14 protein-coding genes and 1 pseudogene are annotated in these 15,564 nt (G+C 44.9%); 4 read left to right on the plus strand and 11 right to left on the minus strand.

Annotated features, from left to right (window positions below; genetic code table 11):
• The first annotated feature begins 79 nt into the window (after window positions 1-79).
• Window positions 80-799 (plus strand): hypothetical protein, encoded by a 720-nt coding sequence (locus AB6D06_RS13720; protein ID WP_372079384.1) that lies wholly within the window; start codon window positions 80-82, stop codon window positions 797-799.
• A gap of 59 nt (window positions 800-858) precedes the next feature.
• Window positions 859-1,092, plus strand: a complete 234-nt coding sequence (locus tag AB6D06_RS13725; protein ID WP_171733535.1) for a hypothetical protein — start codon at window positions 859-861, stop codon at window positions 1,090-1,092.
• 224 nt (window positions 1,093-1,316) lie between these two features.
• Here the strand turns inward: AB6D06_RS13725 and AB6D06_RS13730 are convergent, their stop codons facing one another.
• From AB6D06_RS13730 to AB6D06_RS13780, 11 genes and pseudogenes are all read right to left on the minus strand, one after another.
• On the minus strand, window positions 1,317-2,783 hold the full coding sequence (locus tag AB6D06_RS13730) for a lytic polysaccharide monooxygenase (protein ID WP_372058528.1): 1,467 nt from the start codon (window positions 2,781-2,783) through the stop codon (window positions 1,317-1,319).
• 375 nt (window positions 2,784-3,158) lie between these two features.
• Window positions 3,159-3,518, minus strand: coding sequence for a DUF6559 family protein (locus AB6D06_RS13735; RefSeq protein ID WP_372100465.1), 360 nt, complete (start codon window positions 3,516-3,518; stop codon window positions 3,159-3,161).
• A 58-nt stretch (window positions 3,519-3,576) separates the two neighbouring features.
• The gene (btuD, locus tag AB6D06_RS13740) at window positions 3,577-4,335 is read right to left on the minus strand and encodes a vitamin B12 ABC transporter ATP-binding protein BtuD (protein ID WP_372100467.1); all 759 of its coding nucleotides are present in this window, start codon (window positions 4,333-4,335) and stop codon (window positions 3,577-3,579) included.
• Window positions 4,322-5,317, minus strand: coding sequence for a vitamin B12 ABC transporter permease BtuC (gene btuC, locus AB6D06_RS13745; RefSeq protein WP_017096955.1), 996 nt, complete (start codon window positions 5,315-5,317; stop codon window positions 4,322-4,324). The genes btuD and btuC overlap by 14 nt, the downstream gene beginning before the upstream one ends.
• A 133-nt stretch (window positions 5,318-5,450) precedes the next feature.
• Complete coding sequence (locus AB6D06_RS13750) at window positions 5,451-6,479, minus strand: succinylglutamate desuccinylase (RefSeq protein WP_372100469.1); 1,029 nt, start codon at window positions 6,477-6,479, stop codon at window positions 5,451-5,453.
• Window positions 6,480-6,757: 278 nt separating this feature from the next.
• Window positions 6,758-8,554: a M3 family oligoendopeptidase gene (locus tag AB6D06_RS13755; RefSeq protein ID WP_372100471.1), complete on the minus strand. Its 1,797-nt coding sequence runs from the start codon at window positions 8,552-8,554 to the stop codon at window positions 6,758-6,760.
• A gap of 139 nt (window positions 8,555-8,693) precedes the next feature.
• A complete protein-coding gene (gene cobC, locus AB6D06_RS13760; protein ID WP_017059155.1) occupies window positions 8,694-9,311 on the minus strand; it encodes an alpha-ribazole phosphatase family protein in 618 nt (205 codons plus the stop codon).
• A gap of 9 nt (window positions 9,312-9,320) precedes the next feature.
• On the minus strand, window positions 9,321-9,941 hold the full coding sequence (cobU, locus tag AB6D06_RS13765; RefSeq protein WP_017059154.1) for a bifunctional adenosylcobinamide kinase/adenosylcobinamide-phosphate guanylyltransferase: 621 nt from the start codon (window positions 9,939-9,941) through the stop codon (window positions 9,321-9,323).
• A 9-nt stretch (window positions 9,942-9,950) separates the two neighbouring features.
• On the minus strand, window positions 9,951-10,757 hold the full coding sequence (locus AB6D06_RS13770) for an adenosylcobinamide-GDP ribazoletransferase (RefSeq protein ID WP_102393877.1): 807 nt from the start codon (window positions 10,755-10,757) through the stop codon (window positions 9,951-9,953).
• On the minus strand, window positions 10,757-11,821 hold the full coding sequence (gene cobT / locus AB6D06_RS13775) for a nicotinate-nucleotide--dimethylbenzimidazole phosphoribosyltransferase (RefSeq protein ID WP_372100476.1): 1,065 nt from the start codon (window positions 11,819-11,821) through the stop codon (window positions 10,757-10,759). The genes AB6D06_RS13770 and cobT overlap by 1 nt, the downstream gene beginning before the upstream one ends.
• Window positions 11,822-11,865: 44 nt before the next feature.
• Window positions 11,866-12,478: pseudogene (locus AB6D06_RS13780) on the minus strand (flavin reductase family protein).
• Between the two features lie 718 nt (window positions 12,479-13,196).
• Here AB6D06_RS13780 and AB6D06_RS13785 point away from each other — a divergent pair.
• Window positions 13,197-13,892 (plus strand): NAD-dependent epimerase/dehydratase family protein, encoded by a 696-nt coding sequence (locus AB6D06_RS13785; RefSeq protein WP_372100478.1) that lies wholly within the window; start codon window positions 13,197-13,199, stop codon window positions 13,890-13,892.
• Window positions 13,893-14,076: 184 nt separating this feature from the next.
• Window positions 14,077-15,450 (plus strand): L-cystine transporter, encoded by a 1,374-nt coding sequence (locus AB6D06_RS13790; protein WP_372100480.1) that lies wholly within the window; start codon window positions 14,077-14,079, stop codon window positions 15,448-15,450.
• Window positions 15,451-15,564: the final 114 nt, after the last annotated feature.

Here is a 15,564-nt window from a genome sequence, read left to right on the forward strand (position 1 = left end):
GTTAGCCCTATTAATATAAATTCAATTTAATCACATACTCTCCAGCAAGTTAATTCAATAGAACGACACTGGAGAATCCATGAAAAAGCTTAACCTTATTGCTCTACCACTTACGTTACTCAGCAGCGCAGCGTTTGCGACTTCGACTCAAGTTTACATCGAACAAAACGTTGCCTCTAATGCTGCTGATAACGGTGTCTACACCACAGAAGCTGGCGCATTAATCGATACCTCAGAAAATGGACAAGTCTATATAGGTTTTGATGACCAGGGTTGGTTGGCAGCGGGTTACGGGCACGATTTTCACATCAGCGAATCTTTCACGTTCAACTTATACGGTGAACTTGGTAAATGGGACAACGGTGAAGAGTTATTAATCGAAGGTATTATCGATTATCAAGTGAACGACAACTTCAATGTATTCAGTGGATTGGGATATAACCAGTCAGGGCAAGTACTCGAGAATGTAAGCGACACCACGATCAACACCAATAAGTTCATCGCCGGTGCGGGGTACTCACTCGCAGGCTGGGATTTAGCTTATCAATACACTCACGAAAACAGTGATGGATCCAATGGCGGGTTTACCCACAACGATGACAACGTAATCTTTCATCAAGGCGACTACCGTACCAATGAACACGAAGTCGTTCTCTCTAAGAGCATCGACGACTGGACACCCTACGTGAAATACACCTATTTCAACACCAACGAAGGTGACCTTTACTTGAACGGCCAATCGATGGGCCCGATCGACAACGACAATATCATTACGCTTGGTTTGTCTTACGACTTCTAAACATCTCAGATTCAATTCTCATAGGCAGATGGATTTGCCCACCTTTCGAGGGCACTACTATGAAAATGACTCCTCAACGCAACAAAGCCATTAATATCGCTGCAGCGATCAGTATCGTTTTGTTTTCTGCGATTCCCACCTACGTAAGTGCTGATCACTTAGACCCCCATTATCTAGAGCCGAGTTATCTAGAAACCAGCTATCTAGACTCCTCCTCCGTCGAATTTATGACACCAGATTTTGATCAGGGGTATCTTAACGATGAGATTAAAGAAAACCTTATTCTGAAATAATTCGTCAACACATTACAAAACGTTATATAGCTCTTGTTTTCTATATAACTCTCATCTTCTTATAGAGCCGTGCTGAGTGATTAAGACTCCGTTCCTGAATCACTTTTTCTAGGCTGATGACATTCAAAACCGCAAATGCAGACGCTAAAAAAGACACCACACTCGTCAAAAAATGTGGTGTCTTGGTTATTATTGCAAGGCTAATTAACTAACAATAGTTAAGATTAGTTGGCTGGACGCCAAACGCCCCATTTGTCATTTTCGTAAGTCGCTTTAGGGTTAGTACCACCTTGAACCCACCATTGTGCTTTCCATGACTGGTTCGAGTAAGTCACGACTTCGCCACCAAGGTAAGTCGCTGATGAGTCCCACGTACCTGGATCTGGCGTAGGGTCTGGGTCAGGAGTCGGATCAGGATCCGGCGTTGGATCTGGGTCTGGTGTCACGCCACCGTCATCGGCAATTACTTCAAAAGTGAAGGTTTCAACACTGTCGCTTTCAATCGAGCTAGCCATAAACGATAAAGTTTCGTTTGCAGTGATGCCAGTGGTATCAACTACGATAGAAGCCGTGCCGTTATTTTGGATGCTTACTGAAGAACCTTGAGTTTGAGTCAATGTCGCGGCTTCGCTTGTTGCAATCACAACCTTATCGCCAGCATTGACTACATTGTCACTCTTCACTAGCTCGTAGATGTCACCTTTCAATGGTTCAACACCACCGTCGCCACCATCAATCAACGTTAACTGACCAGAAGCACGGCTATCTTTTGAGTTGAAGAAGTTACGTGAAGGATCGTTTTGGAAGTACATGTAGTGCTGCATTTCAGCGTGCCAATCACCAATGAAGATCGCGCCGTCTTTAAACTCTTCATGCCAGCCGTTAATTTCTGAAGCCAACAAACGAGCCCAATCGTTAACGTTTGAAGCGTCGATGACGATGGTGAAGCTACGCGCTACTTCACCGTACTTGTTGATGATGTCGTATTTAACCGTATCACCAATTTCTGGCGTGCCAAACTGGTCAGAAACAAACAGGTCACCACGCACTAGATCAGGCTCTGGACCCGGCTCTGGTGGAGGGGTTGTGCCACCCGCGATAGTGATGTCTGAACAGTTGTAGAAGCCTTCGCCCGCAGCATCATCACGTTGCCAACGAACGAATAGAATCGCATCGCCAGAACGGTCTGAAGGAATAGTGACATTAATGCGGTACTTGCCGCCATTAACCGGAACGTTACCCTCTTCTTGGATAAGATCTAAGTCTCCCCACGCTAGGCCTTTGCTTAGGTCCGCGTTTGGTTTCGTTAGGTAGAACTCCCAGAAAGAAGGGTTGTGTGGCGCTGTCGCATTGAATACATATTCAAACGTACCAGTATTTAGCTCGGTACGAGTCCAACCAGTATGAGGCGCACCCATGCCGCGTTTTTGCGAATCGTTGGCATAACATAACGTGCCGTCAGGAATCGCCGCTTTTACAGCATTGATGTTGTTGAAATCTTGGATATTTTTCGCGTACTCGTTACGTTGAACAAACGGGTATGAACCCGAAATGTCTTTTGCTTGAGCACACGCAGCATTAGGTGGTGTACCCGACCAAATCCCGCCTTGCTCGTAACACGTGTTCTGACGCGCGCTTGGAAACTCAGACCAACCATGAGCATTTGCCACTGACGGCACACTCGATAGCATAGCCATACCCACTGCTATTTTTAGAATATTATTATTTATTGTTGTCACTTTCCCACTCTCTATTATTTTACCCTAAACACAAAACCAATTGGTTACTAACCAACCAGCACTGTAATTCGAAGGTTTATAGTTTCTGACTTAAAGAACAACGAAAAATATATACGTCAATTTTATCAATAACAGCGGGTTTTATATTGATAGGAATCAGCATCACACAACTCAAACAAATGCGTTGTAGATAGATGATGTTGCTTTGAATTATGACGTTTCAGTATTCTATGTTGATTGAGGGAACATTATTCGGAATGAATAAAAAAGCGGCTTTATGATTAAGCCGCTTTGGGGATATAAAGGCGTTAGGTAGTAAGAAGATATTTAATAACGGCTATGCATGCCCATGCGATGTGACATGTCATCGTCCATACGACCGCCCTTCCAACCGCCGCCACCCAATAGATTAAGTACATCTCGCGCTGTGTAGTCTTCTCCGCCAAAGAAGTCATTAGACACATCATTACGCAGCAACTGAATAGTTGGAGCTAATTCAACAGCAAGATCTTGTGGATCCGCAAACAAGGCTAAAGCAATCTGTTGTTGGCGTTTACTCAACTCACGAGAACTTGTTTCAACCTGCCCAATAGAGAAGAAATCACGGCTTCCGTAGCTCTTCACCATCTTTGCAGACAATGACTTAATCGCCTTTTTGATTCTTCTTCTTTGGATGTATCTAAACATATTTGCTTCCTTTACTAACTCGCCTTAAACCCAATGAGCAGCTTAACTAATTAGTCTTTTAACCAAACAAAAGATAGGTCTGATTGTCGACTGAGATACTTTTGACTTCGGTGTTGAACACGGACTCTAGCTGCTCAGGGGTAAGCACTTGATAAGCTGAGCCTGATGCTTGAAGTACACCTTTATCGAGCAACAACACTTGGTCTGCGTGTCTTAGTGTTCTGTTCAAATCATGGTTAGCCATGATCACAGCGATGCCCTTCTCTGCCACTCGTTCAATGAGCTTGTACAACAAGGCTTCTTGAGCAATATCCAACGGAGCTGCGGGTTCGTCGAGGATCAGCAGCTTCGCGTATGGGTTAAGTGTCGGCCAAATTTGCAGGCACATTCCCGCCAAACGTACGCGTTGCCATTCACCACCAGACAGTGTCTGAATTGAGCGATGAAGTTTGTCTGCAATGTCTAGCATCTGGCTGATTTCTTCCAAAGCTGCGTTGATTTCAGCATCAAGGCCGTGTGAGGAGCTTGGCAGTGACAATGCAAGATATTGGAACACTTCTAAGTTGAAGGCTGGCCTTGCGCTTTGGCACAAGTAAGCACGATGCAATGATAAATCTTGTAAAGACAGCTCCGACAAATCCTGCCCGTCGATCTTGATATCACCTTTGTAACCATCACCAATGCCAGATATCGATTCGAGTAAGGTACTTTTACCGCTGCCATTCGGGCCGATAACGTGAGTCACCTGCCCTTGCTTGAGCTCAAATGATAGTGGTAATAAACGAGCGCCAACGCTCAGGCTCTTAATTTGAATCATGATTTTTAATTAACATCCAAATGAAGATAGGCGCACCGATACTGGTGGTCATCACACCCAAAGGTAGCTCTGCGGAATCTAATAAGGTTCTTGCACAGATATCAGCAAACACCAACAACGCAGCGCCAGCAACGGCAGACAAAGGAAGAAGGTATTTGTTATCAGTACCAATCGCTAAACGCAATAAGTGTGGCACAACCAAGCCAACAAAGCTGATCACGCCACCTAAAGCTACCGCGCAGCCGACTAAAATAGACACGGCGAAAATTAGACGCCAGCGCAATCTCGGTACGTTTACGCCTAACTGTGCGGCATGCGTTTCGCCAATCATTAACTTATCTAGCTTACTACCTTGCAGGCACAGCCAAATAATCACGGGGATCATCACCAACGTGAGCGAGTGTTGATACCAAGTGACGCCACCTAAGCTGCCCATCAGCCAATACATCAATAAGCGTAGACTTAAGTCATCACTAAAATAGAACGCCCATGTCACCATCGCGCCAGAAAGAATGCCTAACGCGACACCCACTAGCAGTAATTTAGCCGTGGTGAGTCGCATCGTTTTTACCATGCTCACCAGTATCACGGTGAAACAGAGCGAGCCTAAAACGGCGGCAATCATGAACAGTTCTGGTGTGGGAGCAAACGGCAAGAAGAACAGCACGATAACCATCGCCAAACTTGCACCACCAGAAATGCCGAGCACACCGGGCTCTGCTAATACGTTACCCAATAAGACTTGTAAACTTGCGCCAGATACGGCTAACCCTGCCCCGATAGCAATAGCCGCCAATAGTCGAGGTAAGCGTAAATCAATCAGTAGTTTTTGTTCTAACGTGGACAATGTGCCCAGAGGGGAAATGAAAAGATCGCCAACCATTAGGTAAATCGCACTCAGCGCGACAAGCAGTGCTGCCATCAGATAAATGGCTCTAGTCCATTTGCGCTGTTTTTGGTGAAGAAGTTGTTGGAAATCCATATCAAGCTACTTTGAAAATGTTCGCGTAACCTTACCTGTATCCCCAAATAAACTCAAGGCTCACACCGTAATGTGAACCTTGATATTTCAACCAGTTGAGCGGTTGTTTTCGTCGTTTAAACCCGAGTCGATATTAATCGTACACAAGCTGACCATGGTCGAATCGCGTTTCAACTTCACACACCATTAAGGCTGCTCGTTGACCGATAGCAACATTACGATTAGGGAACACCACCGCTTCGTTTTCATTCTTAGCCATTAACGGTTTATCACCATCATGACCGAATACTTCACCGTGCTTGAACGCGGTAAAGTTCTCTACAGAATCTGAGAACATGAAATCGAAGTCATCATGTAAACGAACAATGGTTCTGCTCACGCGATAAGTGATGGTTCGCTTAGGTAAATGCTCTGGCTCAACTTCAGCAATCAAGTTACGCATCGCCAAGTCAAAAGCCGTTAGCTTATCAAGTTGGTTCTCACCAATTCTCGCGACCTGCCCTAGTTCCATTGTCAGTGCTTGCGCTTCGAAGTTTTCAGCACTGTACCAACTGAATGTACTGGTTGGCGCATTTGACAACAACACTGCTTCCACGTGCGCACTGTTAATGAAATCAAACAGCTCTTTACTGCGTACTTCGTGGCGAACTTTAGGGCTCACTGCAAACGAGTAATGCTTAGATAAACGGATTGCACAGTGCAAATCTAGATGCCAACGAGTGACAGGTTCCGTTTCTTTGTAAAACTCAGTCACCAAGAACTTCAAGTTCTTCGCGATATCCACTTCTCGATTGCTCTCGTACTGCTTTTCATCAAACAGACGATTCATGTTCACATCAAGAAAACGAGTATGCGCGTTAGTGGCTTCTGGGTGAGCTATGATAAACAAGCATCTCGCGTTTACTACTTGGAAACCTGTTTCAATATCCTCAATGAGCTTATCGATCAGCTCCATTGGTGAAGTTTCGTCGCCATGAACACCGGTTGAAAAAATGATGTTCTTGGTTTCAGAATTAAAATCCGCGGGAATCACTTCCAAGACACCGCGTTGATGAAGCTTAATTTGAACACCGTTACTCAGTACGGTCTGTCCTGCAAACACTTCTTGCTCAAGATCTAGGCTGTCAAAAAGAAATGATTGGCGAAAGAGGGTCTTCGTCATGCGCTACTCCTTAATTGCACGGCCGTATGTTAATAAATTGTACATAGAAATTGTGTTGCTAGGATCGCACTTATCAACAGAAACTCCGTTATCACTCACAAATACTACCCATATATTTTTATATTACCTGCTGACTTTACTAACCGACATCTGTTCCAAATAACTTTCTCTATTTAAAGAGACTTTTGGTTGTTTCGGCTTATCTCAGGTTATGCCAGCAAGATAAGAGCCACGTAAGCTAACACAGCTCTTACCTGCTATGAACAGATTGAGATCAATTAATCTTCCTGATCGAGCAATCTTTCAAATTCATCGATTTGAACTTTGACCATGTCGATGCTTTGTTGCCAAAAATCAGCTTGAGTCAGGTCCATTCCTAAGTGCTTTTGAACGACTTCTTCCGCCATCATGCTGCCCGTATCACGAAGCAACGAAACGTAATCGCCGTAGAATTGCTCACCTTTCGCATCGCGCTGAGCGTAAACACCTTTACTGAACAGGTAACCGAACAAGTATGGGTAGTTGTAGAAGCTTACTTGAGAGATGCTGAAATGCAGTTTGCTCGCCCAGAAGTAAGGGTCAGCTTCTGTCATTGCATCGCCATACCACTCTTTCCAAGTCGTTTCCATCAAGTCACACAGCTGCTGAGCCGTTAGCTCGCCTTTTTCACGCTGCTCGTAGAAGGCTTTTTCGAATTCGAAACGCACTGGAATGTTCACCATTAAAGCGAGTGAAGAAGACAACTCTTCCCATAACATCTCAAGTTTCTCGTTACGTGTTTGAGCTTGCGTTAACAAGTGATCACGAACGATGTTTTCAGCAAAGATAGAAGCGGTTTCTGCTAGCGTCATTGGGTAGCGTGTTTGACACAACGGCATGTCTTTCATTACCCAGTTGTGGAACGCATGGCCTAGCTCGTGTGCCAATGTCATTAAGTCAGAGCGGCTGCCACTCCACGTCATGAATACAAGCGGTGTGCGTGTCGCGGCAAACTTAGTACAGTAAGCACCTAAACGCTTGTTGGCTGCTGGTGCGGCATCAATCCAACCATTCTCAACCATCAAAGCAACGAAGTCAGCCATCTCTGGGTTCACTTCAGCGAAGGCAGTTTTGATCACTTCAATCGCTTCATCAAATGGATAAACCTTAGATTCAGCGTCACCAAGCGGCGGCATCGCAGCTAAGTGGTTCCATGGCTTCATTTCATCTAAGCCATGAACTCTTGCCATTAACAAACCTGCTTTCTGACCAACAGCTCGATTAGCTTTCGCTACCGACATCATGGTGTCTAGCGTTTCTGGCACAATGCGGCTGCCGTGTAGGCTTGGATCTAGGAAATGCACATCGCTATTCTTCGAACGCTTTTTGTTTTCAGTCAGTCGCCAACCCGCCAATGCATTTAGAATCGAAGCAAAAGACTCTTGGTGCGTTTTCATCGCACCTTGAACCGCGCGCCATGCTGGTTCTTGTTTGTCGAATTCGCTGCCGTACAACAGGCTCGCGGCTTGTGAAAAGCCTAGGGCTTCCTCTTCACCGTCCAGCTTTAGCGACAGTTTTAAAGATCCGGTTAGGTTATCGTATAAACGACCCCATCCGTCACGACCATCAACCTTCATCGCTGCCAATAACTGCTCTTCAGCAACACTGAGTCGGCTGCTTGATAACTTACGAGAGCTTTCAATCGCAAAGCGCTGCCCTGCTACGTCCGCACTATCATGCTCTAATACTGCATCAATAAATTCTGGTTCTGCGTGAATTAGCGTATCTTCGTAAGGGCTGAACGCTTGAGACATTTCAGAGTTCAGCTTCGCTACACGACCAAGCAATGCTTTCGCTTCTGTGTGTGTCGCGTCGACCGATGCGTGGCAATTAGCGAAGGTGTTGATTGTACTCAGTAACGTGCCTGCCGCTTCTGAAGTCTGAATCGCGTTTTGCATCGCTAGAATGATATGACGCTTTTCAACGTGTAGGTTCAACAGCTCAATGCACTGCTGAATGAGTTCAATGTCCTGTTCGATTTTTGCATCATTAAGATCGCTATAAGCAATGCTTAGATCCCAACTTGGTGTTGTCATGACTAAATTCCTTTCACGTAGGTAGTAATACCAATCAGGTATAGCGGCTGTGAACGCCGCTTTATACTTCTATTTATATTTCTGTTTCTATTTACAGATCTAAAAGATTGTTAATTCTTAAACTGTGTTTTTTGAACACTCAGAGAACAGGTATCCCTATCGATTTAACGCTGATAAAGCTCTGCGCAAACTGAGTGATTTGAATATGCGTTATCGATGCGTTTTCTATCGATAACTTCGAGTACAAACTCGGGTTTTTCCAATCAATATTAAGGCAGTGCGCTAGCAGTATGCGAATCACACCACCATGAGTAACCAACAATATGTTGTCACTTGAATCATTCAAAAGTTGCGACCAAGCTTGAGTTACTCTGTCGTGGAAGCTCTGTAAACTTTCTGCGCCAGTTAATTGATGATTAGCAGGGTCTTTCCAAAAGGTTTCTAACATTCCCCACTTGTCTTCAAGTTCATCAAATGGGACACCATCTACTTCACCGAAGTTCATTTCCTGAAAACCCGATGCAACTGATAAAGGCACAGACATACGCTCTGCAAACAAGCTCGCGAGATCACCACATCGTCTTAGTGGAGAGCTAACCACGCTATCAAAGGTAATGTCTTGTGTAGTTAGTGCCTCACATATCTGTTCTTGAAGATCAGAGTTGACCAGCACATCAGATAAACCATTGAGCGCAGCTTTTCCTTCGACTTTGCCATGTCTTAACAAATAGATGTTTTTGGTTGTTCCATTGACCATGTGTGCGACCTAGCCTTGAATATCAAGCAAGTGATTAGATGGTTTTAAGTGCAGCGGCAATCCGGCAGCAACCAGCGTGACGCGCTCAACGACGCGAGCTAGCGCTTGGTTCATTCGTCCTGCATTGTCCACAAACAAGCGAGACACTTTACCCAGCGGCACCACACCTAAACCGACTTCGTTAGAGACCATGATAATTTGCGCCGGACTTTGCTCGACGCTTTTGACCAATACTTCAACCACGGCTTCAACCTGTTCATTAGTTGCGTCATCACCCAGTTCAAAGATGATGTTGTTCAACCACAAGGTTAGGCAATCAATCAATACCACATCTTCTTTCTCAAAAGACTGCAGTTTTTCGGCTAATTCGACGGGTACTTCATGCTCAATCCACTGCTCGCCACGACGTTGTTGATGGTGCGCGATTCGTTCTCGCATTTCATCATCAAGATATGTCGCTGTCGCAATATAATTGAGGCGTCCATTTGAACATGCTTCAAGCGCACATAATGCTTGTTGCTCTGCAAAACTAGACTTACCAGAACGAGCCCCGCCCAATACCAAATGGCTGTTTCGCTGACTTGCTTGATTAATTTGATTAGCTTGAATAGTTTCATTCGTGTTGGTCATAGGAAGCCGTTATAGAAAGCCATTGTAAAATGCAGTAATGAATACAAGGTAAGTCAGCAACTCCATTAACTGTTGAGCCGCACCCAAGCAGTCCCCAGTAAAGCCGCCAATTCGAGCCGTTAACCACGTTTTAAAACCTGTTCTGAACAGATAGGCGACGACAGATAAAACCAAAGCGAATTCAAGACCAAACCACAGGCTAGGCAGCACGCCTACCAGCAACAAGAAGACAAGTTCGCCTTTGGTTTGCTTGTTGGCCAATGGTTTACTTTTACTGGTATCTAAATCACTGACATAAGGCATGTCGTAAATTAGCGATGCAGCAATCGCGCGGCTAAAGGTATAACTGGTCACGATTACCATAAACAGTCCCGTCATGCTTATGAGTTCATTCAACAGCACCCACTTGCCAAGCAGAGCCATAATCAGAGCAGACGCACCATAAGTACCGATTCGACTGTCTTTCATGATGGTCAAACGGCGTTCTAGGGTCATGCCGCCACCAATGCCATCGGCCATATCAGTCAAACCATCTTCATGGAATGCGCCAGTGAGCATCAGGCTAAAACTCATCATCAAGAAAATCGCTACTGCACTCGGCAGTACCGCATCAAGTAGCAAAAACACACCGCCACATAGAGCACCTAGCAACAAACCAACCGTTGAAAAGTAACGACCCGAACGATTCATTCGCTCTGATGAATAGGGCATATTCTTCGGCATTGGCAAGCGAGAAAAGAAACCCATCGCCAGTGCAAACAGCTCCCACTGATGGGTGACTCGATCTTTCAACGATCTTTCTGGTACATCACTCATTAAACCGTGACTCCAGCACTTTCGAAGCTCGCCATATTGTTATAGAACTCGGCTGCCGCACGAATGATTGGCATAGCTAGCGCAGCACCTGTGCCTTCACCTAATCTCAATCCAAGATCGAGCAGTGGCTCAGCGTCGAGCAGTTCTAAAAGAATTTTGTGCCCCGACTCTTCAGAGCGATGTGCGAAGATCATATAGTCTCGGCAGTTTGGTTCAATTAAAGTCGCGACATACGCCGCAACCGACACGATAAAGCCATCGACCAACACTGGTGTTCTGTTTTGGTAAGCGCCAAGGAAGCCACCGACCATTTGAACGATTTCATAGCCACCGACTTGTGCGAGTACTTCTTTAATATCTTTAAGATCTGTAAGCTCTTTAACTTCTTTCGCATCTAAATCTTTGCAACGCGCGACACCTTGCTCAACCACAGCCACTTTACGTGCAAGCTGTTCATTGTTGATGCCAGTGCCTAGGCCAACACACTCCGCTGCAGCACGATTCGCTAATGCACTTAAGATCGCTGATGCGCTGCTGGTATTTCCGATACCCATTTCACCAAACATGATGATATTGGTGCCATTCGAAATGGTTCTAGAGACAAGCTCAGTGCCCAGTTCAATCCCGCGTTCCACCGTTTCTAAACTCATTGCCGCTTCATTGGCAAAGTTATTGGTTCGCGTACCCAAGCGCTGAGAGATCAACATGTCACTGTCTGATTCCACAGGCAACAATATCCCCGTGTCGACTACCGTGATATCGATATTATTCACCGCACAGAAGCAATTGATCGCCGCGCCACCGCTTAAGAAGTTCAACACCATCTGCTGTGTGACGGCACTTGGAGCAATACTCACACCTTCATCTGCTATGCCATGGTCGCCAGCAAAAATGATGATACGTGGCTTATTTAATTCAATGTGTTCGACCGCAGCTTCTTTGCCTTGGCTCTGAATCAATGCCAATTGATGAGCGACTTTTTCTAGTAAGCCAAGCGCACCGAGCGGCTTGGTTTTTTGGTCAATTCGGTGTTGGATGTACTGCGAGTATTGGGTATCTAACATAGTTTTTAAAAACGCTTATTCTGGGTACGTTAATTTAGGGACTGCTACTTAGGGCGTGCGACAGAAAACACATTGGAAAGCGTCGCGTATTCACCGCCACCAAGGCGAGACAAAGGGTCCAATGCCAACGCATTAACCTTAAGACGTTCACTCTCTTTATCGATCACATCTTCGGAAATGTACACGGTTTCGACTTGAGCAAAGATAAGGCTTTGTGGCACCTCTCCAACTTCTTTTACTTCGTATAAGGTGCAGCCAAAAGCGACCGCGCACTCTTTCAATCTCGGTAAAGAGAAGCCTTCAAATTCAACCAGATCAATGTTATTCGCGGTGACTTCCGAATCACCATGTTCAAGGGTAGCTGCTGTCGCCGTCATGGTTTCGGCAGAACTTGAAGAAGCAATGTGAATCACTAGCTTACCCGTTTCTAGGGCATTACGAGTGGTATCTTTGATTTCGCCGGACGGCTTCTTCCCAACCGATAACATCAGTAACGGCGGATTACTAGAAACAGGCGTGAAAATAAGAGAAAGGCGCGAGGTTGTACTCTTGGTCAGAAGATTCCGTCAATGCCCACGCAATCGGGCGAGGAACAACGGTTTGTGTCATCAGGTGATAAATCTGAGTGGGAGCAAGAGTATCAAGCTTGAGGTTCATAGCACGTCCTTGGTCTATGTGAATTACGACTCAGTTTACGTGTTAAGCAAGGCTGTATCTATGGCTATGTGGCAGAAACCGCAGAGAGTGTACTTAATTTAAACAGATCACACTGGTTTTTTCTCAGATTGACAGTCAAATTGACGAACCCTAAAACACAAATAATACTGATAATAGATTTATCAATAACTTACATTTTGGCATCGTTTATGCCTTATCTAAATTACTTATTAATCTCTCCATTGATAAGTACCCATACAGTGAATGCCCACAACACTGACGCTACACGAAGAAAGACAATCGATTGAAAGACAAAACAGAACAACGATTTAGGAGGTGTAATGATTCCAAATTCAAGTAAAAGAAAACCAAATAAATCAAGTAAGAAAGCTAGCAAAAAGGTAAGGAAAATCCCACTGTCCTTTACCTAGTAAGAAGCAAGAAAAGTAACAAAGCCCGTCGCCCAGCGGGCTTTGTTATGTTTAACGCCTAACTTAAGTTTCAAACCGCATTTATCTTTCCCACCGCCATTATGTTTCATATCGTACTTATGCTTCAGACCGTACTTATGCGTCGAGCCAAACTAAATCATCTCTTTTTCCATAAACAGGCGACTCCCCACATACTACTGACCACTCGTTTAACAAACTTTTATTCGCTTAAAATTCAAACACTGTTTATATTAAACAAGCACTTGTGGAGTTAATAAGGGATTAAAATGAGCATTGCTGGAGACAAAACATCGGTTGTTGTGGCTGGTGCAACAGGGCTAATTGGTCATCATGTGATGAGGCAACTCATTGATGAACCCGCGGTCGACAATATCTATGCGTTATCCCGCAGATCCCTCAATGCACAGTTTGACTCCAATAAACTCCACACACTCATTCATAATGACCTGCAAGTCACGAGTTGGGATGATACGAATGCGACGCCTAAACTTGGCGTTATCTGCTTAGGTACGACTAAGAAAAAGGCAGGATCAAAAGAAGCACTTCGCAAAGTCGATGTTGAATTGGTTAGCCAGGTTGCACAGTCGATGAAGTTTCTTGGGGTACAACGCGTTGCCGTCGTTTCGAGCTATGGGGCTTCGCCAGATTCTTATTCACACTACCTTCGTTGCAAAGGGCAAATGGAGCAAAACTTAAAACGTATTGGCTTCAAGCAGCTTTTCATCGCACGTCCGGGGCCGCTGGTTGGTGAACGTGATGAACCAAGAGCCGATGAAAAACTCCTGCAAAGCATCTTTCCTTTAGTCTCTCCCTTTATGTTTGGTCAGTTCAAAAACCTACGCCCTATTCAAGCGGAAGACGTCGCGAAGGCAATGTTGTTACGATTATTCGAAAATAATTTCAAAAATACCGAAATTTACTCGTCAAGTGACATGCTCAATTTATTGGCAAAATATCGCTAAAAAGCTCACCTATTCATCACAATGTTGAATATCCACCCATACCATTGAGTGAATATTACTAATCGTTCTAATAAATTACTTTTCCTTATTTTACGTTTTGTAACAGAACGTTATTTTAGCAGCAGTACTGACACCTATACATCTAGGTGCCTAATTGATTTAGAGTTATTCATAAGGAAAACAAATGTCATTTTCAGCTATCGCTGCCTTAGTGGTATTCACTGGTATCCTCTTTTTTCTCTACGGACAGCAGAAAAAAGAAAACACACTTTCTCGCCTCGTTTTACTCGGTTTAGTTTTTGGTAGTGCATTTGGCCTTGGTCTACAGCTGCTATTTGGTGAAGGCAATCCCATCATCAAAGAGACACTAGACTGGGTAAACATCGTTGGTCGTGGTTACGTTGGATTGCTTAAAATGGTAATCATGCCATTAGTCTTGGTTTCAATGATTGCGGCTGTAGTGAAGCTTGAAAAAGGCGGTTCACTGGGCAAGATTTCTGGTATCACTATTTCAGTATTACTCGCAACAACAGCGATCTCTGCAATTGTTGGTATTGCAGTGGCTCAAGCATTCGGTCTTTCGGCTGAAGGCTTAACAGAGGGCGCGCGTGAAACAGCCCGTATTGCAACACTAGAAAGCCGCATGGGAAGTGTTTCAGACCTAACCATTCCACAAATGCTGGTTAGTTTCATTCCGACCAATCCGTTTGCAGATCTAACCGGTGCTCGCTCTACGTCTATCATCGCTGTAGTTATCTTCGGCGTGCTAACAGGTATTGCTGCTCGTAAAGTAATGGCTGAGAAAGAAGAGCTAGAATCACCGATCCGTACTTTCGTTGACGCTGCACAATCTATCGTTATGCGCTTAGTTAAGATGATCATGGCACTCACGCCATACGGCATCGCTGCGTTAATGGCGAAAGTAGTCGCAACATCGAGTGCGTCAGACATCCTAAGCCTACTCGGTTTCATCGTTGCTTCTTACGTAGCAATCATCCTAATGTTTGTCGTTCACGGTGTGTTGGTTTCTTTTGTTGGTGTAAACCCGAAAGAGTACTTCCAAAAGATCTGGCCTGTACTGACGTTCGCTTTCACGTCTCGTAGTTCTGCAGCAACAATTCCACTGAACGTTGAAGCTCAAATCACTAAGCTAAACGTGCCACCAGCGATTGCTAACCTGTCTGCCTCTTTCGGTGCGACGATTGGTCAAAACGGTTGTGCGGGTATCTACCCTGCAATGCTAGCAGTCATGGTTGCGCCTACAGTTGGCATCGACCCAATGGACATCAACTTCATTCTATCTCTGATTGCTATTATCACAGTGAGCTCATTCGGTATTGCTGGCGTAGGTGGCGGTGCAACGTTCGCGGCGCTTATCGTACTTCCAGCTATGGGTCTTCCTGTAACTATCGCAGCACTGCTTATCTCTATCGAGCCACTTATCGATATGGCACGTACGGCGCTTAACGTATCTGGTGCAATGACAGCCGGTACGATCACAAGCCGCCTATTGGGTAAGAAAGACAAGCAACAAGATCTGGAACAAGCGAACGCTTAATGAGTTCGATTGATTCAATAACTTGAGTCTCGTTAAACAAAAAACCGATGCACATGCATTAATGCCGTTCACTTAAGAGTGAACGGCATTTTTGTTCTTAGCATACCGTTGTGG

This window comes from Vibrio sp. 10N.239.311.G01, from assembly GCF_041465805.1.
GTDB classification, from domain to species: Bacteria; Pseudomonadota; Gammaproteobacteria; order Enterobacterales; family Vibrionaceae; genus Vibrio; species Vibrio crassostreae_C.

Bases quoted from the DNA above. Each gene is read 5' to 3' on its own strand.
- AB6D06_RS13720 (WP_372079384.1), top strand. From the start codon at position 80: ATGAAAAAGCTTAACCTTATTGCTCTACCACTTACGTTACTCAGCAGC.
- AB6D06_RS13725 (WP_171733535.1), top strand. From the start codon at position 859: ATGAAAATGACTCCTCAACGCAACAAAGCCATTAATATCGCTGCAGCG.
- AB6D06_RS13730 (WP_372058528.1), bottom strand. From the start codon at position 2,783: ATGCTATCGAGTGTGCCGTCAGTGGCAAATGCTCATGGTTGGTCTGAG.
- AB6D06_RS13735 (WP_372100465.1), bottom strand. From the start codon at position 3,518: ATGTTTAGATACATCCAAAGAAGAAGAATCAAAAAGGCGATTAAGTCA.
- btuD (WP_372100467.1), bottom strand. From the start codon at position 4,335: ATGATTCAAATTAAGAGCCTGAGCGTTGGCGCTCGTTTATTACCACTA.
- btuC (WP_017096955.1), bottom strand. From the start codon at position 5,317: ATGGATTTCCAACAACTTCTTCACCAAAAACAGCGCAAATGGACTAGA.
- AB6D06_RS13750 (WP_372100469.1), bottom strand. From the start codon at position 6,479: ATGACGAAGACCCTCTTTCGCCAATCATTTCTTTTTGACAGCCTAGAT.
- AB6D06_RS13755 (WP_372100471.1), bottom strand. From the start codon at position 8,554: ATGACAACACCAAGTTGGGATCTAAGCATTGCTTATAGCGATCTTAAT.
- cobC (WP_017059155.1), bottom strand. From the start codon at position 9,311: ATGGTCAATGGAACAACCAAAAACATCTATTTGTTAAGACATGGCAAA.
- cobU (WP_017059154.1), bottom strand. From the start codon at position 9,941: ATGACCAACACGAATGAAACTATTCAAGCTAATCAAATTAATCAAGCA.
- AB6D06_RS13770 (WP_102393877.1), bottom strand. From the start codon at position 10,757: ATGAGTGATGTACCAGAAAGATCGTTGAAAGATCGAGTCACCCATCAG.
- cobT (WP_372100476.1), bottom strand. From the start codon at position 11,821: ATGTTAGATACCCAATACTCGCAGTACATCCAACACCGAATTGACCAA.
- AB6D06_RS13785 (WP_372100478.1), top strand. From the start codon at position 13,197: ATGAGCATTGCTGGAGACAAAACATCGGTTGTTGTGGCTGGTGCAACA.
- AB6D06_RS13790 (WP_372100480.1), top strand. From the start codon at position 14,077: ATGTCATTTTCAGCTATCGCTGCCTTAGTGGTATTCACTGGTATCCTC.